The 22,427-nt window shown below is 62.3% G+C and carries 22 protein-coding genes; 15 read left to right on the top strand and 7 right to left on the bottom strand.

The window, feature by feature from the left end:
* The first annotated feature begins 77 nt into the window (after positions 1 to 77).
* The 7 genes from AC3WLP_RS08175 to AC3WLP_RS08145 all read left to right on the top strand — a co-directional run bounded on the left by AC3WLP_RS08175 (position 78) and on the right by AC3WLP_RS08145 (position 5,790).
* Positions 78 to 1,334 carry an ATP-binding protein gene (locus AC3WLP_RS08175; RefSeq protein ID WP_012051278.1) on the top strand — a complete coding sequence of 419 codons (1,257 nt, stop codon included), beginning with the start codon at positions 78 to 80 and terminating at the stop codon, positions 1,332 to 1,334.
* A complete protein-coding gene (locus tag AC3WLP_RS08170; RefSeq protein WP_003255244.1) occupies positions 1,334 to 1,894 on the top strand; it encodes a response regulator transcription factor in 561 nt (186 codons plus the stop codon). The genes AC3WLP_RS08175 and AC3WLP_RS08170 overlap by 1 nt, the downstream gene beginning before the upstream one ends.
* 108 nt (positions 1,895 to 2,002) lie before the next feature.
* Complete coding sequence (locus AC3WLP_RS08165) at positions 2,003 to 3,082, top strand: serine hydrolase domain-containing protein (protein WP_088512978.1); 1,080 nt, start codon at positions 2,003 to 2,005, stop codon at positions 3,080 to 3,082.
* Positions 3,079 to 3,375 (top strand): hypothetical protein, encoded by a 297-nt coding sequence (locus AC3WLP_RS08160; protein WP_012051281.1) that lies wholly within the window; start codon positions 3,079 to 3,081, stop codon positions 3,373 to 3,375. The genes AC3WLP_RS08165 and AC3WLP_RS08160 overlap by 4 nt, the downstream gene beginning before the upstream one ends.
* A gap of 44 nt (positions 3,376 to 3,419) precedes the next feature.
* Entirely contained in the window at positions 3,420 to 4,001 is a 582-nt protein-coding gene (locus tag AC3WLP_RS08155) for a YceI family protein (protein ID WP_012051282.1), read from the top strand.
* A gap of 1 nt (position 4,002) precedes the next feature.
* Entirely contained in the window at positions 4,003 to 5,160 is a 1,158-nt protein-coding gene (locus tag AC3WLP_RS08150) for a phospholipase D-like domain-containing protein (protein ID WP_003255240.1), read from the top strand.
* A gap of 51 nt (positions 5,161 to 5,211) precedes the next feature.
* Complete coding sequence (locus tag AC3WLP_RS08145) at positions 5,212 to 5,790, top strand: DJ-1/PfpI family protein (RefSeq protein WP_003255238.1); 579 nt, start codon at positions 5,212 to 5,214, stop codon at positions 5,788 to 5,790.
* A gap of 30 nt (positions 5,791 to 5,820) precedes the next feature.
* Here AC3WLP_RS08145 and AC3WLP_RS08140 read toward each other — a convergent pair whose 3' ends face one another.
* Positions 5,821 to 6,219 (bottom strand): nuclear transport factor 2 family protein, encoded by a 399-nt coding sequence (locus tag AC3WLP_RS08140; RefSeq protein ID WP_003255237.1) that lies wholly within the window; start codon positions 6,217 to 6,219, stop codon positions 5,821 to 5,823.
* A 115-nt stretch (positions 6,220 to 6,334) separates the two neighbouring features.
* Between AC3WLP_RS08140 and AC3WLP_RS08135 the strand changes: the two genes are divergently transcribed.
* Positions 6,335 to 6,925, top strand: coding sequence for a GNAT family N-acetyltransferase (locus AC3WLP_RS08135; protein ID WP_003255235.1), 591 nt, complete (start codon positions 6,335 to 6,337; stop codon positions 6,923 to 6,925).
* The gene (locus tag AC3WLP_RS08130; protein WP_014755411.1) at positions 6,922 to 7,794 is read left to right on the top strand and encodes a carbon-nitrogen hydrolase family protein; all 873 of its coding nucleotides are present in this window, start codon (positions 6,922 to 6,924) and stop codon (positions 7,792 to 7,794) included. The genes AC3WLP_RS08135 and AC3WLP_RS08130 overlap by 4 nt, the downstream gene beginning before the upstream one ends.
* A 119-nt stretch (positions 7,795 to 7,913) precedes the next feature.
* Here the strand turns inward: AC3WLP_RS08130 and AC3WLP_RS08125 are convergent, their stop codons facing one another.
* On the bottom strand, positions 7,914 to 9,437 hold the full coding sequence (locus tag AC3WLP_RS08125) for a fumarate hydratase (RefSeq protein ID WP_012051284.1): 1,524 nt from the start codon (positions 9,435 to 9,437) through the stop codon (positions 7,914 to 7,916).
* A 348-nt stretch (positions 9,438 to 9,785) separates the two neighbouring features.
* Complete coding sequence (locus tag AC3WLP_RS08120) at positions 9,786 to 11,033, bottom strand: NHL repeat-containing protein (RefSeq protein ID WP_088512977.1); 1,248 nt, start codon at positions 11,031 to 11,033, stop codon at positions 9,786 to 9,788.
* Between the two features lie 178 nt (positions 11,034 to 11,211).
* On the opposite strand from AC3WLP_RS08120, the gene AC3WLP_RS08115 reads away from it, so the two are divergent.
* Positions 11,212 to 12,132 carry an iron-sulfur-binding ferredoxin reductase gene (locus tag AC3WLP_RS08115; protein ID WP_012051286.1) on the top strand — a complete coding sequence of 307 codons (921 nt, stop codon included), beginning with the start codon at positions 11,212 to 11,214 and terminating at the stop codon, positions 12,130 to 12,132.
* A gap of 42 nt (positions 12,133 to 12,174) precedes the next feature.
* Here the strand turns inward: AC3WLP_RS08115 and AC3WLP_RS08110 are convergent, their stop codons facing one another.
* Entirely contained in the window at positions 12,175 to 12,903 is a 729-nt protein-coding gene (locus AC3WLP_RS08110) for a phosphatase PAP2 family protein (RefSeq protein WP_012051287.1), read from the bottom strand.
* Positions 12,904 to 13,086: 183 nt separating this feature from the next.
* Between AC3WLP_RS08110 and colR the strand changes: the two genes are divergently transcribed.
* The 5 genes from colR (at position 13,087) to AC3WLP_RS08085 (ending at position 16,796) form a co-directional block, all read left to right on the top strand.
* Positions 13,087 to 13,770: a two-component system response regulator ColR gene (gene colR, locus AC3WLP_RS08105; protein ID WP_003255215.1), complete on the top strand. Its 684-nt coding sequence runs from the start codon at positions 13,087 to 13,089 to the stop codon at positions 13,768 to 13,770.
* On the top strand, positions 13,760 to 15,070 hold the full coding sequence (locus AC3WLP_RS08100) for a sensor histidine kinase (RefSeq protein WP_014589790.1): 1,311 nt from the start codon (positions 13,760 to 13,762) through the stop codon (positions 15,068 to 15,070). The genes colR and AC3WLP_RS08100 overlap by 11 nt, the downstream gene beginning before the upstream one ends.
* A gap of 107 nt (positions 15,071 to 15,177) precedes the next feature.
* Entirely contained in the window at positions 15,178 to 15,858 is a 681-nt protein-coding gene (locus AC3WLP_RS08095; RefSeq protein ID WP_010952107.1) for a class I SAM-dependent methyltransferase, read from the top strand.
* A gap of 6 nt (positions 15,859 to 15,864) precedes the next feature.
* Positions 15,865 to 16,563 (top strand): lipopolysaccharide kinase InaA family protein, encoded by a 699-nt coding sequence (locus AC3WLP_RS08090; protein ID WP_004574440.1) that lies wholly within the window; start codon positions 15,865 to 15,867, stop codon positions 16,561 to 16,563.
* Positions 16,563 to 16,796 (top strand): hypothetical protein, encoded by a 234-nt coding sequence (locus AC3WLP_RS08085; protein WP_003255207.1) that lies wholly within the window; start codon positions 16,563 to 16,565, stop codon positions 16,794 to 16,796. The genes AC3WLP_RS08090 and AC3WLP_RS08085 overlap by 1 nt, the downstream gene beginning before the upstream one ends.
* A gap of 108 nt (positions 16,797 to 16,904) precedes the next feature.
* On the opposite strand, the gene AC3WLP_RS08080 is transcribed toward AC3WLP_RS08085, so the two are convergent.
* The 3 genes from AC3WLP_RS08080 to AC3WLP_RS08070 all read right to left on the bottom strand — a co-directional run bounded on the left by AC3WLP_RS08080 (position 16,905) and on the right by AC3WLP_RS08070 (position 22,426).
* Positions 16,905 to 19,949, bottom strand: coding sequence for a multidrug efflux RND transporter permease subunit (locus AC3WLP_RS08080; protein WP_012051289.1), 3,045 nt, complete (start codon positions 19,947 to 19,949; stop codon positions 16,905 to 16,907).
* A 12-nt stretch (positions 19,950 to 19,961) separates the two neighbouring features.
* The gene (locus tag AC3WLP_RS08075) at positions 19,962 to 21,110 is read right to left on the bottom strand and encodes an efflux RND transporter periplasmic adaptor subunit (protein ID WP_014755415.1); all 1,149 of its coding nucleotides are present in this window, start codon (positions 21,108 to 21,110) and stop codon (positions 19,962 to 19,964) included.
* Positions 21,111 to 21,328: 218 nt separating this feature from the next.
* Complete coding sequence (locus AC3WLP_RS08070; protein ID WP_012051291.1) at positions 21,329 to 22,426, bottom strand: DUF1513 domain-containing protein; 1,098 nt, start codon at positions 22,424 to 22,426, stop codon at positions 21,329 to 21,331.
* Between the last annotated feature and the right edge of the window lies 1 nt (position 22,427).

Here is a 22,427-nt window from a genome sequence, read left to right as displayed (position 1 = left end):
TGCCGCATCGCTGCAGCGAGGCGCCTGGCTTCGGTATACTCCAGCCGATTTTTCTGGAGCACTCATCAGGAGAGCTCATGCTCGCCGCCGTACAACCGTTGTCCGCTACCCGCCAGAACCTCTGGCGCCTGACCGTCATTCGGGTCTTGGTCCTGGCTGCCCAGGCCGGCTCGGTGGGCGTTGCCTACTGGACCGAACTGCTGCCGTTGCCCTGGCTGTCACTGGCCGGCACCTTGGCCTTGTCTTCGTTGCTGTGTGCCTTCACGGCCCTGCGCCTGCGGCTGTCGCTGCCCGTCACCGAAATGGAGTACGCCCTGCAGCTGGCCTGTGACCTGCTGATCCACAGTGCCTTGCTGTATTACTCCGGCGGCTCGACCAACCCGTTCGTGTCGTATTACCTGGTGCCGCTGGCGATTGCCGCGGTGACCTTGCCGTGGCTGTATTCGCTGATCCTGTCGGGCATTGCGCTGACGGCCTACAGCTTGCTGCTGGTGCAGTTCTACCCGCTCGAAGGGCTGCCGATGGCGCGGGACAAGATGCAGGTCTACGGCATGTGGCTGAGCATTGCCCTGGCGGCGGCTGTGATCACCTTCTTTGCCGCGCGCATGGCCGAAGAGCTGCGCCGCCAGGAGCAGCTGCGTTCAGAGCGGCGTGAAGAAAGCCTGCGCGACGAGCAACTGCTGGCTGTGGCTACCCAGGCCGCCGGTGCCGCCCATGAACTGGGTACGCCGCTGGCGACCATGAGCGTGCTGATCAACGAAATGCGCCAGGACCATACCGACCCGATGTTGCAGGAGGACCTGCAGATCCTCCAGGACCAGGTAAAGCTGTGCAAAGAGACTTTGCAACAGCTGGTGCGCGCAGCCGAAGCCAACCGGCGCCTGGCCATCGTGGAGCAGGATGTGACCGCCTGGCTGGACGAGGCGCTCAACCGCTGGCACCTGATGCGCCCGGAAGCCAGCTACCGCTTCCAGCGCCTGCGCGACGGCAAGGTGCCGCGTCTGGCGCCGCCGCCAGACCTGACCCAGGCGTTACTGAATCTGTTGAACAATGCCGCCGATGCCTGCCCTGATGATCTGGAGGTTCGCCTGGACTGGGACGCCCAGGACATCGTCATCAGTATCCACGACCATGGTCCTGGTGTACCGCCAGCCATTGCCGAAGCCATTGGCAAACCTTTTATTACCACCAAGGGCAAAGGCTTCGGCCTGGGCCTGTTCTTGAGCAAGGCCAGCGTGACCCGTGCGGGCGGCTCGGTGAAACTCTATAGTCATGAACAGGGTGGCACCCTGACCGAACTGCGCCTGCCCTATGGCAAGCGAGGAGATGAATGATGAGCGAAGAAAACCAGGTCGAAAGCGAAGAGCTGCCGCACCTGCTGCTGGTGGATGACGATGCCACCTTCACCCGGGTCATGGCCCGGGCCATGAGCCGTCGCGGTTTCCGTGTGAGCACTGCCAGTTCTGCCGAAGAAGGCTTGATTCTGGCCCAGCAGGACCTGCCGGACTACGCCACGCTGGACCTGAAGATGGATGGCGACTCCGGCCTGGTGCTGCTGCCCAAGCTGCTGGAACTGGACCCGGAAATGCGCGTGGTGATCCTGACCGGGTACTCGAGCATTGCCACCGCAGTGGAGGCGGTCAAGCGCGGTGCCTGCAACTACCTGTGCAAGCCGGCTGACGCTGATGATGTGTTGGCAGCACTGCTGTCGGAGCACACCGACCTGGATACCCTGGTGCCGGAAAACCCGATGTCGGTCGATCGCCTGCAGTGGGAACACATCCAGCGCGTGCTGAACGAGCATGAAGGTAATATCTCGGCCACCGCGCGGGCGTTGGGCATGCACCGACGGACGTTGCAGCGCAAGCTGCAGAAGCGGCCGGTTCGGCGCTGATTCTGTATTGATGATGTTGGCCTGTTCGCGGGGGAATCCGCTCCTGCGACTGTGAGCGCGGGCTTGCCCGCGAAGGGCTGCAAAGCAGCCCCCATCAAGGCGAGCACGATGAAGGTACTGTTGGTCATCCTTGCGCTGGTTGCAGGTAGCGCCAAGGCGGAGGACTGGCCTGACCCGCAGTGGCAGAACGACCCCGCCACCCTCGACTGGCAGGCCGTCGACGCTTACGCCTTTCCTGCACGCTCCCCCTCGGAGCGCAGCGGCATCCGCACGGACGCTCTGCTGATCATCCGCGACGGGCGTATCCTCCACGAGCGCTACACCGCGCCCACCCGTGCCGCCACCGCGCACCTGACCTGGTCGGTAAGCAAGAGCGTACTGGCCACGATAATGGGCGTGGCCCAGGGCGAAGGCCGCTTCCAGCTGCAAGACCCGGTCAGCCGCTTCTATCCACCCATGCGCGCCCACCCAGGCGTGCGCGTGGCCGACCTGCTGCACTGGGCCAGTGGCCTCGAGTGGCAGGAAGACTACGAATACGCGCCGCTGAAGTCCTCGGTGGTGGCCATGCTGTATACCCGTGGCCGCGCAGACATGGCTGCCTACGCGGCGGCGCAGGGTGTTGCCGCCAGCCCCGGTCAGCGATTCCTCTACTCCAGCGGCGACAGCAACCTGCTGGCCGCCGCGCTGCGCGGCATGCTCGATGCCGCGCAGTACCCCGACTACCCCTGGCACGCACTGTTCACCCCGTTGGGTATCGGCAGTGCGGTGTGGGAGCGTGACCGGGCAGGCACCTACGTAGGCTCTTCCTATCTCTACCTCAGTGCCCGCGATTTGGCCCGTATTGGCCTGCTGATGCAGCGCGACGGGCGCTGGCAGGGCCGACAATTGCTGCCCAAAGCCTGGGTCGCCTTCAACCGCACCCCGTTTGTCCAGGCCCAGGCGCTGCCTGGCGAGGCAATCCCGGGTGGCCATTGGTGGCTCAACCAGCCGCTGGCTGGCGCCGAACGGCCTTGGCCCAGTGCACCGGCAGACACCTTCGCCGCCCTTGGCCACTGGGGGCAGGCGTTATATGTGCTGCCTGAGCAAAAGCTGGTGATCGTGCGCTACGCCGATGACCGCGACGGCAGCTATCGACACGACGAACTGCTCAAGCGGGTGCTGGCGGTACTGGCCGGGGAGGGGGCATGAAGCGGCTATTGCTGCTGGCGCTGGCAGGGCTCCTGTTCTGGGCATGGCAGGAACGCCAGGCACTGGCGGACTTCCCCGGCATACTCTCGGCCTACTCGGCCAAGGAATACTGTTCCTGCCGCTTTGTCATGGGCTTCGACAAGGTGTACTGCCAAGGGTACGTGAAGCAGTGGCTGCCACTGAGCCTGCTGGAGGAAAACAGCCAGCAGCGGCGAGTCACCGCTGAAGGCCTGGGGCGACGCAGCCAGGCGGCCTGGCAAGGCGCGCGTGAGGGCTGCCGCTTGCTGCCATGAATGCAGGCGGGTAAGGTTGGCGGCCTGGTTTCACGAGATCTGTCATGTTCAAGTTGCCCCGTCTGCTGCCTGCCTTATTGCTGGCTTTGTGCCTGCCCGCTCATGCCAATTGGCACTTGGATGGCGAATCTTCACGGCTGTCATTCATCACCGGCAAGAACGGCGACACCGCCGAAGTGCATCGCTTTCTGGTGTTGCATGGCACGGTCGATCGCAAGGGTATGGCCGGGTTGAGGATCGAGATGGACTCGGTGAGCAGTGGTATTCCGCTGCGTGACGAGCAAATGCGCGACAACCTGTTCGAGGTCGAGCGCTTCGCCGAGGCCACCGTGAAGGCGAAGATTGACCTGCAGCCGATCAATGACCTGGCCGACGGTGCACAGATCGAGTTGCGCCTGCCGCTGACGGTCACCCTGCATGGCCAGTCGCACAGCTACAATGTCCTGTTGCTGGCCACCCGCCTGGATGCGCGGCGCTTCCAGGTGGTGACCCTTGAGCCTCTGGTGCTGCGCGCCGAAGATTTTGGCTTGCTGCCGGGGCTGGAAAGCCTGCGCAAGTTCGCCAGGTTGAAGTCCATCAACCCGTCGGTACCGGTTAGCGCGGTGCTGATCTTCACTGCGCGCTGACATGGCGGGGCCGGTCTTCCCCTGGCGTGATGGCAATCAGTTCGAACTGCTTATCGACGGCCCTGTGTTTTTTCCGCGCATGCTCCAGGCGATCATGCGTGCCGAGTTCCAGGTTGACCTGGAGCTGTACCTGGTCGAGGCCGGGGCCTGTGCCGATGCAGTGGTCGACGCGCTGGAGCAGGCTGCCCGGCGTGGCGTACGGGTGCGGTGCCTGTTTGATGACTACGGTTCATTGGCCTTCAACAGCGCGTTGCGTCAGCGCCTGCTGGACGCTGGCGTGTACTTGCGCTGGTATAACCGCCTGCGCTGGAAGCGTGGCCTGCGTAACCTTTACCGTGATCATCGCAAATTGCTGCTGGTTGACGAACGTTGGGCCGTGGTGGGGGGGACGGGCGTTACCGACGAGTTCTGGACGCCCGGTGAGGCGACCAGCGAATGGCACGAAGTGATGGTGCAGATGCAGGGGCCGGTGGTGAGCGACTGGCAGTTGCTGTTTGACCGTCAGTGGCAAGCCAACAACCGCCGCACCGCCTGGCGCCCTGCTGAAGGCTTTGGCCTGCCGCGTCTGCCCAAGGTGCCTGCGCAGGGTCAGGGCATGGGCCGGGTCGCTTATGCCGACGCCCGCCAGCACCAGGACATCCTGCACGCGCTGGTACGGGCGCTGAACAGCGGCAAGAAACGGGTGTGGCTGGCCACGCCGTACTTCCTGCCGACCTGGAGCGTGCGCCGTTCATTGCGTCGGGCCGCCAGCAAGGGCCTGGACGTGCGTCTGTTGTTGACCGGTCCGCGCACCGATCACCCCTCGGTACGCTACGCCGGGCATCGTTACTACCCGCGTCTGTTACGTGCGGGCGTGCGGATTTTCGAGTACCAGCCGTGCTTCCTGCACCTGAAGATGGCTGTGGTAGACGACTGGGTCAGCGTCGGTTCGTGCAACTTCGACCACTGGAACTTGCGCTTCAACCTTGAAGCCAACATCGAAGCGCTGGACCCGCCGTTGACAGCGGCGGTGGTGGCCAGCTTCGAGCGCGACTTCGCCCAGAGCGAAGAAGTCGACCTCGCCCACTGGCATGCGCGCCCTTTGTGGCGCAGGGTGAAGCAACGGATCTGGGGCTGGCTTGATCGGTTGGTGGTCAACTTCCTCGACCGCCGTGACTGACAGCGGCTATCGTGCAGTGACTATTCACAGTTAACCGAAGGAGTGGGCGAGATGACGGCGAAGAAAATTCTCATGCTGGTGGGCGACTACGTCGAAGATTACGAAGCGATGGTGCCGTTCCAGGCCTTGAGCATGGTGGGCCACACGGTGCATGCGGTGTGCCCGGAAAAGCTGGCGGGGCAGACCGTGCGTACCGCGATTCATGACTTTGAGGGTGAACAGACCTACAGCGAAAAGCCAGGGCACAATTTTGCCCTGAATTATGATTTCGTGCGGGTGCGGCCCGAGAGTTATGACGCGCTGCTGATCCCAGGTGGCCGCGCGCCGGAGTACCTGCGCCTGAATGAAAAGGTGTTGGACCTGGTGCGGGCGTTCGACCAGGCCGGCAAGCCGATTGCGGCGGTGTGCCATGGGGCCCAGCTGCTGGCAGCGGCAGGGGTGCTGGAGGGGCGTGAGTGCAGCGCGTACCCGGCATGTGCGCCAGAAGTGCGCCTGGCGGGTGGCACGTTCATCGACATCGCGGTGGACCAGGCGCATGTGGATGGCAACCTGGTGACCGCACCGGCATGGCCCGCGCACCCGGCCTGGCTGGCGGCGTTCCTTCAAGTGCTGGGCACGCGTATTGTCTGACAGGCTTGATTGAATTGGCAGCGGGTTGCTTCAGGCAACCTGCTCAACCCAGTCATTGAGGTTGTAGTAGTTGGTCACCCGGGCAATCTTGCCACAGTGAATATAGAAGAACGCCCCCGCCGGCAGCACATAGGTTTGGCCGTTTGCCGTCGGCAGCCCTTCGTCATCGGCCAGGTATTGGCCATGCACGGTGAACTCCGCCGCCGCGCGGCTGCCATCGGCGTTCTGCATCACCACGATGTCGGCCAGGCGCTCGCGGTAGCAGCGGTTCATCTTGTCCATGAACGCGGCGAACCTGGCCTTGCCCATCTGACGCTCGCCCTGGTTGATGTCGTGGATCACGTCTTCGCTGAGCAGCGCCAGAAAGCCCGGCATGTCACCCGCGTTGAAGGCGGCGTAGTAAGCATTTACCAGTTCGGTTGCGGTCATGGAACATTTCCTGTCGTGTAGGGAAAAGGCGGGTCGTTACCTCGGATGATAGGGTTTCCCCTCAAGCCCGGCTTAGCCGAGCGCGTCATCCACATCGACAAAACGACCGCCAAACATGGAAATACGCCTGTTGCACGGTGCCGCTATCGCGCCTTACATCGATGACCTCGCTCGCCTGCGCCTTACTGTGTTCCGCGAGTTCCCCTACCTTTACGACGGCACCCCGGAGTACGAGGCCGACTACCTGGCCAACTATGCCCGCTCCGGGCGCAGCTTGGTTGTGCTGGCGCTGGACGACGGCAAGGTGGTCGGCGCCTCTACCGGCCTGCCGTTGGTGGATGTGGCGCCCGAATTCCAGCAGCCATTCCTGGCCCAGGGGCGAGACCCGGCCAGTGTGTACTACTTTGGTGAGTCGCTGGTGTTGCCGGCATACCGCGGTCAGGGCCTGGGGGTTCGCTTCTTCATCGAGCGCGAGTCCTACGCACACAAACTGGCCGAGTTCGATTACTGCGCGTTCTGCGCGGTCGAGCGACCTGGTGCGCACCCGCGACGGCCAGCCGAGTACAAACCCCTGCATGGCTTCTGGCGCAACCGCGGCTTCCTGCACGACCCGTCGCTGCGTACCACCTACGCCTGGCGCGACCTGGACGAGCAGGAAAGCTCCGACAAGCTGATGTCGTTCTGGCTCAAGGCACTGCCGATATGATCCGCCTGGCCGCCTGCCAGTACGCTATCGAGCTGCACGAAACCTGGGACGCCTACGCCGACCACCTGCAAGGCCTGTGCGCCGAAGCGGTGGAGGCGGGGGCACGCTTGCTGCTAATGCCGGAGTACGCCGGGCTGGTGCTGAGCGGCCAGCTGAATGCCGGGCAGCGGGAAGACCTGAAGGCTTCGATTGCCGGCATCCAGCCGCTGATCGAACCTTGGAAAGCGTTGTGCGAGAGCCTTGCCCGACGCTGGGGGATCTACCTGCAACCGGGCAGTGTGCCGGTGCTGGACGAAGATGGGCGCTACCGCAACCGTGCCTGGCTGTTCGGCCCCCAGGGTGTGCTGGGTTATCAGGACAAACTGATGATGACCCGCTTCGAGCGCGAGCAGTGGGACATCGCTGCAGGCCAGGGGCTGCAGGTGTTCGAAACCGAACTGGGGCGCTTGGGCATTCTGATCTGCTACGACAACGAGTTCCCGATGCTGGCCCGCCGCCTGGCCGAGTGTGGTGCCGACCTGATCCTGGCGCCAAGTTGTACCGATACCGAAGCCGGTTATCACCGGGTGCGTATCGGCGCCCAGGCGCGTGCCCTGGAGAACCAGATTGCCGTGTTGCAGAGCCCTACGGTGGGGGTGGCGCCCTGGTCGCCGGCATTGGACGAGAATATCGGCCGGGCAGGCTTGTTCGTGCCGCCGGATCACGGGATGCCGGGGGATGGGGTGGTGGCGTTGAGCGAGCAGTTGAACCCGGACTGCAGCCAGTGGCTGGTGTGTGAGGTAGATCTGCAGGAAGTGCGTCGGGTGAGGCGGGAAGGGCAGGTGTTTACCTGGCGGGACTGGCCGGAGCAGTTCGAGAGAGTCCTGTGATGACAGTGCGGCCTCTTCGCGGCCAAGGCCGCCCCCACAGGTAACGCGTAGCCTTCTGGCTTGCGCTGTACGTGTGGGAGCGGGCTTGCCCGCGAAGCCGCCGCCGCAGTTACATCAGGTTACTTCACTTCGACGGCCAGGCTTTCGGCAATCTTGCTCTGCCACAGGGCAGGGCCAGTGATGTGTACCGACTCGCCGTTGCTGTCCACAGCGACGGTCACCGGCATGTCCTTGACCTCGAACTCGTAGATCGCTTCCATGCCCAGCTCGGCGAAGGCCAATACCTTCGACTTGCGGATGGCCTGGGCGACCAGGTAGGCAGCGCCGCCAACAGCCATCAGGTACACGGCCTTGTTGTCCTTGATCGCCTCGATGGCGGTCGGGCCACGCTCGGACTTGCCGATCATGCCCAGCAGGCCAGTCTGCTCAAGGATCTGGCGGGTGAACTTGTCCATACGGGTAGCAGTGGTCGGGCCGGCTGGGCCTACCACTTCGTCACCCACCGGGTCGACCGGGCCGACGTAGTAGATGAAGCGGCCTTTCAGGTCTACCGGCAACGCTTCGCCACGGTTGAGCATTTCAACCATGCGCTTGTGCGCGGCATCGCGGCCGGTCAGCATCTTGCCGTTGAGCAGGATGGTTTCGCCCGGCTTCCAGCTGGCCACTTCTTCCGGGGTGATGTCGTCGAGGTTGACGCGACGGGCGCTTGGGCCGGCTTCCCAGACGATTTCCGGGTAGGCGTCCAGCGACGGCGCTTCCAGCTCTGCCGGGCCGGTGCCATCAAGCACGAAGTGGGCGTGGCGGGTAGCGGCGCAGTTGGGGATCATGCACACCGGCAAGGACGCCGCGTGGGTCGGGTAATCCATGATCTTGACGTCGAGCACGGTGGTCAGGCCACCCAGGCCCTGGGCGCCGATGCCCAGCTGGTTGACTTTGTCGAACAGCTCCAGGCGGATTTCTTCCAGGCGGTTCTGTGGGCCACGGGCTTTCAGTTCGTGAATGTCGATGGACTCCATCAACACTTCCTTGGCCATGACCGCGGCCTTCTCGGCGGTACCGCCGATGCCGATGCCGAGCATGCCAGGCGGGCACCAGCCAGCACCCATGGTCGGCACGGTCTTCAGTACCCAGTCGACGATCGAGTCGGACGGGTTGAGCATGGCCATCTTCGACTTGTTTTCCGAGCCGCCGCCCTTGGCTGCGACATCGACTTCCACCTTGTCGCCGGGGACGATGGAGTAGTGGATCACTGCCGGGGTGTTGTCCTTGGTGTTCTTGCGGGCACCGGCCGGGTCGGCCAGGATCGAAGCGCGCAGGACGTTTTCAGGCAGGTTGTAGGCGCGACGCACACCTTCGTTGATCATGTCGTCGACGCTCATGGTGGCGCCATCCCAGCGCACGTCCATGCCCACGCGGATGAACACGGTGACGATACCGGTGTCCTGGCAGATTGGACGATGGCCGGTGGCGCACATGCGCGAGTTGATCAGGATCTGGGCGATGGAATCGCGTGCAGCAGGCGACTCCTCACGCAGATAGGCCTCGTGCATGGCCTGGATGAAATCGACGGGGTGGTAGTACGAGATGAATTGCAGGGCGTCGGCGACGCTCTGAATCAGGTCGTCTTGCTTGATCACGGTCATGCAGCGCGCTCCTCTTAAAGACGGGAACATTCAAAAAGACGCTCGACATAGCCGACCAGCACGTCGAAGCGCCTTGCAAGGCGCCGGCAGGTCAGGCCGACGGAAAAAGGCGCGGCAGTATAGCGCGCATCCGTGCCCGGCACACCTGCGGCCGGTCTGGACCATGGTCGGTAACGGGCAGGCATGGTTTTTCTGCCAAGCGTGACGTCGCAGGCGACAGGTATCCAAGAGGCTGAGTGGTGATAGGGGGTGAGCCGACTGAAGAATATGGAGGGTACAGGCCGAGCTCGTGCACGGGTTAAGGTGAACTCGGCCTTTGATCACTACAACGTAGCAGAGGTGATGGGGTCAACTGTCCGTGTTGCAACGGAGTAAAAAGCCCACGCGGGCACGACCGGACTCGAAATCGGTTCCGCAGATGATGGTTTTGCCAGTCACCTCGGCGCTGGATCTCACGGCAATATCCATGCTGTCACCCAATGCAATGCGTCCCCAGCCGCGGTTTTCACCAAATGCTGTGTCAGGAGTTCCGTCAAGGTTGAAGCGCCCGACGACGACATCAGCTTCTTCACCGCCTAACGTGGAACCGGAGGTGATAATTTTCTCCAGGGAACGGTTGACGTATCCGCTTGTCCACTGCCCGCCCTCGCCACCAAATTCGGTGGTGCCGCCGAAGCCGGGGATTTTCGAGCCGCTGCGCGTAAAGGCCGTCAGGTAGCCTTTTTGCAGGCCCACGGAGGCGATGCAAACGATGCTGCCTTCATCATTCAGCGTATCCAGATCATGGAAATACAACCCGCTCGCGAGCTCCGATAGTAAATATCCATTCGCACCAAACTCTCCATCTTCCAAACCGGTGTCTTTCAAGCAGACTATGTAGGGGCCACTGTCGTCCTTGATTGTAGTGATGCCGCAGACATAGATTTTTCTGCCTGTGATCAAGCAGACTCTTCCGGAGCTTTCGGAAGATTGAGGAGGGGTCAGGAATTTATATCCAACCTTATTGAAGCTGGTGTCGTAATCTCCGTCGAAGTTAAACTTCATCAGCACGCTGTGTGACCAGGGGTACTGGTAGGTAACAAAAACTCCGTCTGTGCTGGATATGCTGGTGAGGGGCGGTGCCGCTGCCGGATTCGTTGTCGGATTTGTTGAGGACTTCGGAGGTGCCGGGGGCAGTTCGATGACCTTGTGTCCATGGCTGCCGAATCGGGTGTCCAACTGCCCGTTCGCAGTGAAACGAGCCAGCGCCGGCAACTCCAAGTTGGTCGATGGGTCGCGGCAGGTGCCCGTGATGATGATGTGCTCGCCGTGCAGATGAATGCCTGCGGATGAAGAGTTGTAGCCCTCTTTGAAGGTTCCGGTAGCCAAGCCGCCTTTGCCAAACGTAGTATCCAATTTCCCGTTGTGGTCTATGCGCATGAGCGCATAACCCAACGCATCGCCAATACGGGTCTGACCTACGCACAGGCGCCATTTATCATCTTTGGCTGAGACTGTTGAGGCGTTTATTGACACCAAGTTCAGGTCTGGATAAGCAATGCCTTGTTCGCCATAGTCAGGGTCTAATAGTTCTGATTTTATAGGTGTGAATTTCATGATGGGTACCTCCACGCTTGAGGAGATCCCAGCGTGATGTGTTAACCATCAAGGTTAAACTGTCAAATTTGTCAGTTGACACTCAATTCGTTGATTGTAAAAAATAATTCTGCCGTCGCTGTGGTACATTCGCCATGAAACCCGCCGTCGGGTTCCTTGTTTTGGAGAAACTGTAATCATGCCCATAATCTATGTGGGCTTGCGCCGTTGGACTGTGCCCATTGGCAGCAACCTGCTCGATGCCCTCAACGAGGCGGGGCTGAATGTGCCTTACAGTTGCCGTGCTGGCAGTTGCCACGCCTGCCTGGTGCGCTGCCTGGAAGGGCAACCGGCAGACGCATTGCCCGAGGCATTGGCGTTGGAGAAGCACGCCCAAGGCTGGCGTCTGGCTTGCCAGTGCCGGGTGGTCGAGGACCTGCGTGTGGCGCTATACGACCCCTTGCTGGGTGGTGTACCGGCACAGGTCTGTGCGTTGGACTGGTTTGGCGATGTATTGCGCCTGCGGTTGCGCCCCGATCGGGTGGTGCGTTACCAGGCGGGGCAGCACGTGGTGCTGTGGCTAGGCGCGGTTGCTCGGCCTTATTCCTTGGCCAGTCTGCCGGGTGAGGACGATTTTCTCGAGTTTCATATCGATTGTCAGCGGCCGGGTGCCTTTTGCGACAAGGCGCGTGGTCTGCAGGTCGGGGATCAGATGCGTTTGGGGGAATTCAGAGGCGGAGCCCTTCATTACGACCCAGATTGGCAGGAGCGGCCGCTGTGGTTGCTGGCTGCGGGAACCGGGCTGGCGCCGCTCTGGGGTATCTTGCGCGAAGCGTTGCGCCGGGGGCATCGGGGCGAAATCCGGGTGGTGCATGTGGCGCGGGATCCGGCTGGGCACTATCTGGCGGAGAAGCTGCTGAAGCTGCCCGGGGTGAGTGTCGAGCTGGTGCTGGTGGAGCATGTGGATGAAGCGTTGGCCAGGATGCGGCTGTTGTCGCGCCAGACGGTGGCGCTGCTGTGTGGGGCACCGGCGAGTGTCGAGCGGTTTGCCCGGCGCATGTTCATGGCAGGGGTACCGCGGGGGCAGGTGTTTGCTGATGTGTTCGTCGAGCATGCCTGAGGGGCGCCTTGAAGTGCGAAGGGCCGCAAAGCGGCCCCTCTTTCATGCGGCACTGCGCTCGGCGACGGGCACCTCGGCCAGCCCCCGCCGATAGAGAACCAGGTAATACGACCCCAATCCGATCAACCAGCAGAACACTGCCGTCCACATATTGTGCGACAGGAAGTGCGCACCCTGCATCATCCTGCCCACCGACAGTACCGACCCTGCTATCAAGGCCACTACAAATGCCACCCGCGCCAGGCGCGGCTTGCGATCACGCAGCATGAAGAACAAGGCGAACAGGCAGAAACCGGTCGCTGCATGCCCGCCCGGCCAGCACAGGCCAGGCTTGTCGGTAGGCGGCCGTGGTTCCAGCAGCTTGCTGTAGGTTTCGGTGCCGCCAAACTGGGTCAGGCTCCAAGGGCACTGCACCTGGGTGACTTTTTTTAGCGGTGTGACAAACGCCGTGGACAAGCCCAGTGCCAGCGCCAGGCAGCCCAGTTCACGGCGCCAGCCAAACAGGCGCTTCCAGAAAAAGCTCGCGGCAAAGGTCAGCAGCGATATCACCCCCAACAGGATCACCACTTGCTTGACCCGGTCATGCAGGATGTTTTCCAGCAGGTAACTGTGGCGGCCAATGAACTGCCCGGCAGCGGGGTCGAAGAACAGGTTGGCGACATCCATGTCGACTGAAGTCAGCTCCAGCAGGATCAAGGCCAGCGCAGTCGCCAGGGGAATCCCCAGGTACAGCCAATAGTTGATCGGGCGAGGGGAGGTGCGTTGCTGCATGACGGCTCCAGGGCGCGAAAAAGATCGGGTATTGTCGGGCGCCCGCTATCCTGTGTCCGTGAAGGATCAGTGAAAAAACCGTCAAGTGCGGTGAATTTTCCCCAGGGCTGGCACCGTGCAGGCATAGGCCTTAAGCTGCGCCTGCCGCGCACCACAGCGAGAAGCGCCGCACAGGAGAAACCGATGCGCATTCTTTTGGTTGAAGACAACCGCGATATCCTGGCCAACCTGGCCGATTACCTGGGCATGAAAGGCTACACCGTCGACTGTGCCCAGGATGGCCTGTCCGGGCTGCATTTGGCCGCCACCGAACACTACGACCTGATCGTACTCGACATCATGCTGCCAGGCATCGATGGCTACACCCTGTGCAAGCGCCTGCGCGAAGATGCCCGCCGTGACACGCCGGTGATCATGCTCACTGCCCGTGACCAGCTGGACGACCGCCTGCAGGGCTTCCGCTCTGGGGCTGACGACTACCTGCTCAAGCCATTTGCCCTGTCGGAGCTGGCGGCGCGCATCGAAGCGGTGCTGCGCCGTGCCCAGGGCGGTGGGCGCCGCACCCTGCAGGTGGCTGACCTGAGCTACGACCTCGATACCCTTGAGGTAACCCGCCAGGGGCGCCTGCTGAAGCTCAACCCGGTCGGCCTCAAGCTGCTGGCGGTATTGATGCAGAAAAGCCCGCACGTACTGCGCCGCGAGGTGCTGGAAGAAGCCTTGTGGGGCGACGACTGCCCCGATAGCGACAGCCTGCGCAGCCATGTGCATCAGTTGCGCCAGGTGATCGACAAACCGTTTGAAAAACCGTTGCTGCATACCGTCCATGGCGTCGGCTATCGCCTCGCCGAGGGCCGCGATGGAGTTTAAGCAAAGCCTTGCCCAGCGCATCATCATCGCCTTTGCCCTGATGAGTGCGCTGGTGGCCGGGGCCTTCGCATTCGGTATCGTCGGCACGGTGCACCTGGTCGAAGAGCGACTGATTTCCTCGGTACTGGGCGGTGACCTGCAGCGCCTGTTGCGTATGGACAGCGTCAGTGACTGGAGTCATCGGCCTCGTCCAGACCAGCTGTTCTATTTCAGCGGCGGGCGTGACGACTTCGAGCTGCCCAAGGACCTGCGGCACCTCGACCGCGGTTTCCACGAAGTGTTCCGAGACCAGCTGTCCTACCACGCCATGGTCGAGATTGTTGATGGTCGCCGCTATGTACTGCTGCAGGACCAGAGCGACTTCGAGGAGCGCGAGCGCGTACTGTTTGCCGTGGTTGTGGTGGGCTTCGTGCTCAGCCTGGTGTTGGCGGTCATCCTTGGCTGGCTGGTTGCACGTCGGGTAATGGCACCGGTCATCCGCCTGGCGCGTCAGGTGCGACACCGCGATCAACTACTGGGCCTGGCCCCGCCGCTGGCTCCGGATTATGCGGCAGACGAAGTCGGCCAGCTTGCAGTGGCTTTCGACGACACCCTGGGCCGCCTGCGTGATGCGCTGACCCGCGAGCGGCTGTTCACCAGCGACGTCAGCCACGAGCTGCGCACGCCGTTGATGGTGTTGGCGACCTCGTGTGAGCTTCTGATGGAAAACCCCGGCCTCGATGCCCGTGCGCGTAGCCAGGTGGAGCGCGTGGCGCGGGCCACCGAAGAAATGCGCGAGCTGGTCAAGACCTTCCTCATGTTGGCCCGCGCGCAGCGTGATGAGGGGGCAGTGGCGTCACGGGCGACCCTGCGCGAAGTGGCCGACGAGCTCATCGGGGTGTGGCGCGACACCATCGAACAGAAAGGCCTCACCCTGTATTTCGATGGTCGCGTGAGCGCTAGCCCTGTGCTGTACAACGCCACCTTCCTGCAGTCGGTGATGGGCAACCTGCTGCGCAATGCGGCGCACTACACCGACAGTGGGTATATCCGCCTGAGCCTGGAAGCCAACGGTTTCAGCGTAGAGGACAGCGGCGTGGGTATCCCCGAAGAGCAGCGCGAGGCCATGTTCAGGCCGTTCGTGCGCGGCGATGAACGGCGTGGCGAGGGGCTTGGGCTGGGGCTTTCGCTGGTGCAGCGGATCTGCGACGACCAAGGTTGGCGTGTCACCCTGACATCCACCTTGCCGCATGGCTGCCGCTTCCAGGTGGACCTGAGCAACACCGTGGCCAAAGGCGACCCGGACACCTTGGTCGAGTAATGTTTTGTATCAGGTCAAATAGTGCTCAACGTTTTTTTCACATTGGCATGACCTGATTCCAACGCTTGCATGACTAGTGTGGGCGCAATGGAGTCAGGAGATGCCCAATGCGTAGCCCCATCAAGCTTGAATTTTCCGAGAAGTACGACAAAGACCATGCACGCGAGTACTTTCTCAAGCACCAGGACGGCCTGGCGCGACGCCTTTCCCACAAGCGAGATGAGCAGTTGGCGCGCCGCGCCTTGGCATTGGCGGGCGAGCCTGGCCTGGTACTCGACCTGCCATGCGGAGCGGGCCGTTTCTGGCCGCTGTTGGCGGAAAAGCCCAATCGGGTAATCATCGGTGCCGACAACTCCGAGGCCATGATCGAGACAGCCTGTGCGGCGCAACCGCCAGAAGTGGTGGCACGGGTACGGCCTTTGCAGACTTCGGCATTTGCCATCGACCTGCCAGACAACGCCGTGGACAGCATTTTCTGCATGCGCCTGTTCCATCACATTGGCGAGTCGGCGCACAGAAAGACCATTCTTTCGGAATTTCAACGAGTTAGCCGTGATAGCGTGATCCTGTCACTGTGGGTGGATGGCAACTTCAAGGCCTGGCGCCGGAAAAAGCTGGAGCAGCGCCGTAGCGCCAAGGCCGAGCAGGATAATTACCAGAACCGTTTCGTGTTACCTGCCGAAACGGTCGAAGAAGAATTCAGGGCCGCCGGCTTCAGAATCCAGGAACGCCTGGACTTCCTGCCGTTCTATGCCATGTGGCGGGTCTATGTATTGCGTAAGGGGTAGTGTTTGATGGCTGTAGCCCATAAAGGGGAAGCGCAGTTCGATTTTTACTGGCGCCAGCAAGGCGAGTGGGTCGAGGAGCCTAACCAGCGCCGCGGCGGCGAGAGTGGCGTGCAACGCCTTAACGATGCCGATGGCAAGCTGTTGTATGCCAAACGCCAGGTTGGGCATATCTACCGCAGCCTGTTGCACCCTTTTGGTCGGCCGACTGTGTTGCGTGAACTCGATGCGCTGAACAGTTTCGAGCAGTTGGGCGTGCGTGTACCGCGCATCGTCTTCTGTGGCGCACAGCGTGATGCCGAGCACCAGTGGCGCGCGCTGCTGGTCAGCGAAGCGCTGGACGGTTTTGTCGAACTCGACACCTGGCATGCCGAAGGTGCCCGCGAGCGTTACCCGCAGGTGGTGCATGAGCGCATGCTCAAGGACCTGGCGGACAACCTGGCGCGGATGCACCTGGGGCACTGGCAGCACGGCTGCCTGTATGGCAAGCACGTATTCATCAAGGTAATCGGCGAGGGCGAGCAGGCCCGCGTCGAAGTGGCGCTGCTGGACCTGGAAAAGTGCAGGCGGCGCATCAGCTGCCAGCGGGCGGCCGGCAATGACCTACGTCAGCTACGCCGCCATTCGTCGCTCAATGACGCGGAATGGCAGACACTGCTCTACTTTTACAAGATGGCGTTTGGCAGCGCTGTCAAAGGGTTAGAGTAATGAAACTAGAAATTGCTCGAGCTTTGTTCCTGGTAGCGGGCCTGGCGGTGACCACCGTGGCGGTGGCTGCCTGGGAAGAGCCGAGGCCGACCGTGTTCAGCAAGGCTGAGATGGCAGACCAGTGCGCGTTGCCGCGGGATGCAAAACCGCAGCAGCAGGCCCAGAGCGAGCCGGACCAGGACCTTTTGCTGTTCCTGTTTGGCCTGCGTCAAGGGTTGCGGCCATTTGGATGAACCCTGCGTTAGCTGAAAAAGCCAGAGGCCTCGCGATTGCGGGGCCTTTGGCTTTTTGCATCTGCGTTGCCGGCCTCTTCGCGGGCAAGCCCGCCCCCACAGGTCGGTTCAAGCGATTGCAGGTGCCTTGGCGCTCGCCTTGTGCGCCAGCAGGGTGTAGACGCACGGCAACACAAACAAGGTAAACAGCGTGCCAATCGACATCCCGGTGGCAATCACCATACCGATGTCAAATCGGCTGACCGCTCCCGCCCCGGTTGCCAGAATCAGCGGCACCATGCCGAACACCATCGCCGCGGTGGTCATCAGCACCGGCCGCAGGCGAATGGCCGCTGCTTCCTCGATCGCTTCGCGCACACTTAGGCCACGCTCATCGCGTAGCTGATTGGCGAACTCGACGATCAGGATTCCGTGCTTGCTGATAAGCCCGATCAATGTCACCAGCCCGACCTGGGTGTAGATGTTCATGCTCGACACACCCAGGAACAGCGGCAAAAGCGCGCCACAGATGGACAACGGCACGGTCACCAGAATCACCAACGGGTCGCGGAAGCTTTCGAACTGTGCAGCCAGCACGAGGAAAATGATCGCCAGCGCCAGGCCGAAGGTGACCCACAATGCGCTGCCTTCCTGCACATACTGGCGGGCCACGCCGGCGTAGTCGAAGGCAAAGCCCTCCGGGGCCTCTTCGCGAGCGATGTCCTGCACGGTCTTCAGTGCCTCGCCCAGGCTGACCATGGGGACGCCCTGGATGATCGCAGCGTTCAGTTGCTGGAACTGGTTGAGCTGGCGTGGGCGAGCGCGGTCGGTGAGGGTGATCAGGGTCGACAACGGCAACAACTGGCCCTGCTCGTTCTTCACGTAGTAGTTGTTCAGCCAGCCGGGGTTGTCGCGGTAAGGCCGTTCAACCTGGGCGATCACCTTGTAACTGCGGCCTTCAAGGGTGAAGCGGTTGATTTCCGCCTCGCCCAGCAGGGTCGCCAGGGTGCCGCCGAGGGTGTCCATCGACACCCCCATCTGCGCCGCCTTTGCCCGGTCGATGTCCACCACCACTTCGGGCTTGTCGAAGGCAAGATCGATATCGAGGAAGGCGAACTTGCCCGATGCCTGAGCGCGCGTCTTGATGCGCTGGGCCACGTCCAGCAGTGCCGGGTAGTCGCCAGCGGTATTGATCACAAACTGGAATGGCAAGCCCTCGCCAGTGCCGGGCAACGACGGCAGGTTGAAGCCGAAGATCTGCAGCCCGCTGATTTCCTCGAGTTTGGCCTGCACCAGCGGCAGTAGCTCCATCTGTGTGCGTTCGCGCTCGTTCCAGGGCTTGAGCAAAAAACCACCGATACCAGTCTGCACGCCGTTGAAGCCGTTGATCTGAAACGACGAGTAATACTCGGGGAAGGCCTTGAACAGCGGTGTGAACTGGTCGGTGTAGGCGTTGAGGTAGTCGAGGTTGGCCGGTTGAGGCGAGCTGCTCATCATGAAAATCACCCCCTGGTCCTCGTTCGGCGCCAGTTCGTTCTGGGTGAATTTGAGCAGCACCGGGATCAGGCACAGGATGATCACGGCAAACACCAGCACCACCGGCCGGCTGTCGAGGGTGGCGTGCAGCACACGCTGGTAGCGCCCTTTCAGGCGTTCGAACAGCTGGTCGAGGCGGTGGGCCAGGCCGCTCGGGTTCTGCTCCCGGCGCAGCAGCAGGGCGCACATCATCGGTGACAGGGTCAGGGCAACGATACCGGAAATGACCACCGCCCCGGCCAGCGTCAGGGCAAACTCCTTGAACAGCGCGCCGGTGAGCCCGGTGAGGAAGCCGATCGGTGCATACACGGCGGCAAGGGTGATGGTCATGGACACCACTGGCATGGCAATTTCGCGCGCGCCTTCCAGGGCTGCGTCGAACGGCGACTTGCCTTCTTCCATGTGCCGGTGAATGTTTTCCACCACCACAATGGCATCGTCCACCACCAGGCCGATGGCCAGCACCATGGCGAGCAGGGTCAGCAGGTTGAGCGAGTAGCCCATCATCTGCATGAAGAACAGTACACCGATCATCGACAGCGGTATGGTCACCACCGGAATCAGTACCGAGCGCAGGGCACCGAGGAACAGGAACACCACCACGATGACGATCAGCACCGCTTCGCCCAGGGTCTTGATCACTTCGTCGATCGAGGCCTGGATGAACCGCGTGGCGTCGTAGGCAATCGACACTTTCAATGCCGAGGGCAGCTGGCTTTCCAGCTCAGGCATGATGCGCCGCACTTCCTTGATGACATCCAGTGGGTTGGCGGCCGGGGTGGCCTTGATGCCGATATAGACCGACGGGGTGCCGTCGAACGAGCTGACCGTGTCGTAGTTTTCTGCGCCCATCTCGACCCGCGCCACATCGCCCAGCAGCACGCGGCTGTCACCGCTGGTCTTGAGCGGCAGGGCGGCGAACGCCTCGGCCGACTTCAGTTCGGTGCTGGCGTTGACGCTGGTGACCACGTATTCGCCTTTCACCTCGCCAGCGGCGGAAAGGAAGTTGTAGCGGCGTACGGCATTGGTCACGTCGGTAGCCGAAAGGCCGAAACCGGCCAGCTTCACCGGGTCCAGCCAAAGGCGCATGGCGAACACCTGGTTGCCGAGGATCTCCGCCTCGGCCATGCCCGGCAAAGTGGCCAGCTTGGGCTGGATAACACGTGACAGGTAGTCGGTGATCTGCGGGTTGCTCATTTCCTTGCTGTAGAAGCTGACGTACATCAGCGCCGAGGCGTCGGCAGCTTCCTTGCTCAGTACCGGGTCTTCTGAGTCCTGGGGAAGCTTGTTACGCACCTCATTGGCCTTGGCCAGCAGTTCGGTGAACAGCCGGTCGCTGTCGGCGCCAACGCGCGCGTAAATGGAAATGATCGAGAAGTTCTGCCGGCTCACCGAGGTCATGTAGTCAATGCCTTCGGCGCTGGCCAGGCTTTGCTGCAATGGCTGGGTGATATAGCCCTGAATGGTTTCGGCGTTGGCCCCGGGGTAGGCGGTAGTGACCGTGATCAGGGCGTTTTCCATTTGCGGGTACTGGCGGATCTGCAGCTTGTTCCAGGCTTGGAAGCCGAGCAGCAGAATCAGCAGGCTGACCACGCTGGCCAGCACCGGGCGGCGGATGAACGGGTCGGTGAACGCCATGCCAGCCTCCTGTCAGTCCTTGGCCGCCGCGCCCGGTTCGGGCTTGAGGGCGTTGTCCTGGCCAATGCGTATCGCGGCACCGGGTGTGAGTTTCAGCTGCCCGGCGGTGACCACCTGTTCCCCGGCCTGCAGGCCTTCGCTGACTACAACCACGCCGTCTCGGCGCTCGCCAGTCTTTACCGTGCGCTGTTCGGCGACCAGCTGGGGTTGGCCCTTGTCGTCGTACTCCGGCTTGCCGTCCTTGTCCTTTTTCGGTGAGGCGACATACACCGAGTTGCCATACAGGGTGTAGGTAATGGCGCTTTCCGGCACCACCACTTGTGGCTGCGGGTTGGGCAGCAGGATCAACAGGCTGGCGAACATGCCTGGCAGCAGTTTGCCGTCGGGGTTGGCCAGGGTGGCACGTACCAGCAGGTTGCGCGTGGTTTCCTCGACCTTGGGGTTGATGGCGCTGAGGCTGGCGGGGAAGCGCTGGCCGGGGTAGGCGGCCACTTGCACCAGCACCTGCTGGCCCAGGCTCAGGCGTGGCAGGGCCTGTTCCGGCACGTTGAAGTCTACGTACAGGCTGGACGTGTCTTGCAGGGTGGCGATCACAGCCCCGGCGGCCAGGTACTGGCCGATGTCCACCTGGCGGATGCCGATGGTGCCGCTGAAAGGCGCATTGATGCGTTTCTTGATCTTCTGCGCCTTAAGCTGCTCGACCACTGCCTGGTTGCGCCGGTACTGGGAGGAAAGGCGGTCGAACTCGCCGCGGGAGATGGCCGAATCGCCCACCAGCTGGCTGCCACGGCCGAAGTCGACCTTGGCCAGGCCCAGGTCGGCCAGGGCGGTACCGAGCAGGGCTGTTTCCTGATCGTCATTGAGCTGCAAGAGCAGTTGCCCGGCCTTGACCTGCTGGCCTGAGTCGAAGTGCAGGGATTTGACGATGCCTTCCACCTCCAGGCTCAGATCCACACCCTGCAGCGCCTTGAGGCTGCCGACAGCGGGCAGGCGCTCTTGCCACGGGCGCTGTTCAGCCATGGCAGCCGCCACGGTGATAGGGGGCTTGGGGGCAGTGAACATCTGGATCTGCTGGTAGATCGAGAAGGCTTTGTAACCCCCCAGGGCCAGCACGATCAGCAGAACCACGGCCAACATGATGAGCATGCGGCGGCGCAGCATAGGTCCGGTTCCTTGGATGCAGTTGTTATTCGCTTCTACACGACAACGGGCGATCCTGCCCACGTGTGGATGGGGGAAGTATTGACTGTTTTTCCGGAGATGGGGGGGTAAATGCCTGTGCCGGCCTTTTCGCGGCTAAAGCCGCTCCTACAGGGACTGTGTAGAACCCTGTGGGATCGGCTTTAGCTGCGAGAAGGCCAATGAGTGCAACAGAACAATCAGACGAGATGCAGGTGGTTGTCCCAGAAGCCGGACGGCAGGTTCATCGGTTGCCCGACCAGTTCGGCCTTGCGGCAATCGTAGAACCGGCAGCGGCCCTGCCCGGAGGTGACGACAAAGCCGTCCTTCACCGCGCCAACGCCTGCGCAGTCGGGCATCGGGGCATCCAGCCGCACCGCGCCGCTGTCCAGGTCCCAGACGAACAGGCGGTTGGCCCGCGGTGCCGTCAGCGCCACCAGCCGCAGCTCGCTGTGGATGGCAACGCTTGCGGTGTATTGGGCCATGGCTTGCAGTTGCCGCTCTGGCACCGGGAAGGCCTTGAATGGCTCGCCCGGGCGCTTGATCGCCAGCAGCTCGGCAGTTTCATCGGCATCGCCCATGAACTGCTGGCAGGCGGCGATGGTGCCATCGCTGGCCACTGCCAGGTGTCGCACGCTGTTCATCTGCTGGGTCAGGGTTTCCTTGCTCAGCAGGGTGCCGTTGCGCTGCATCAGCACCAGGCTCGGTTGCATGGCGTCGAGGTTCATCTCGACACGGCTTTCGGCTTCGGTACGGATACCGCCGTTGGCCACGACCAGCGTTTCACCGTCAGGCAGCCAGGCAACCTCGTGCGGGCCGATACCGTGGGTCGGGATTTCACCGGTGTGCACCAGGCGTTCGCCTTCGAAACGGTACACGCCAAGCACGCCGCGCCCGGGGTCGGTGGTGTCGTTCTCGGTGGCATACAGCCATTCGCCACCTTTGTGTACGACGGCGTGGCCATAGAAGTGCCGGTTCGGCTGCGAGGCAACCGTTTGCAGCAGGCGCCCGTCACGCAGGTCGATCAGGTAGCTTTCGGTGCCTGGGCGGCGGGCGACGAACAGGGCGATGGGCAGCTCGGGGTGGTGGATGATGGCATGACAACGCTGAGCGACCTGGGTGCTGAACACCTGTGTGCCGTCCAGGCGAAAACCTACGGCATAGTGCTGGCCGTTGCCGTTGTCACGCGCCGAGAGCAGCAAGGGTTCGCTGCCTTTGTTGCGGAACAGGCTCCAGCCGCCCAAGGTGAGGGCACTGAGCAATACGCTACCGAGTTTGAGTGCCTGGCGTCGCAGCATG

This window comes from Pseudomonas sp. FW305-E2, assembly GCF_058782925.1.
The sequence above is the reverse complement of the archived record's forward strand: the minus strand, read 5'-3'. Positions and strand labels throughout refer to the sequence as shown.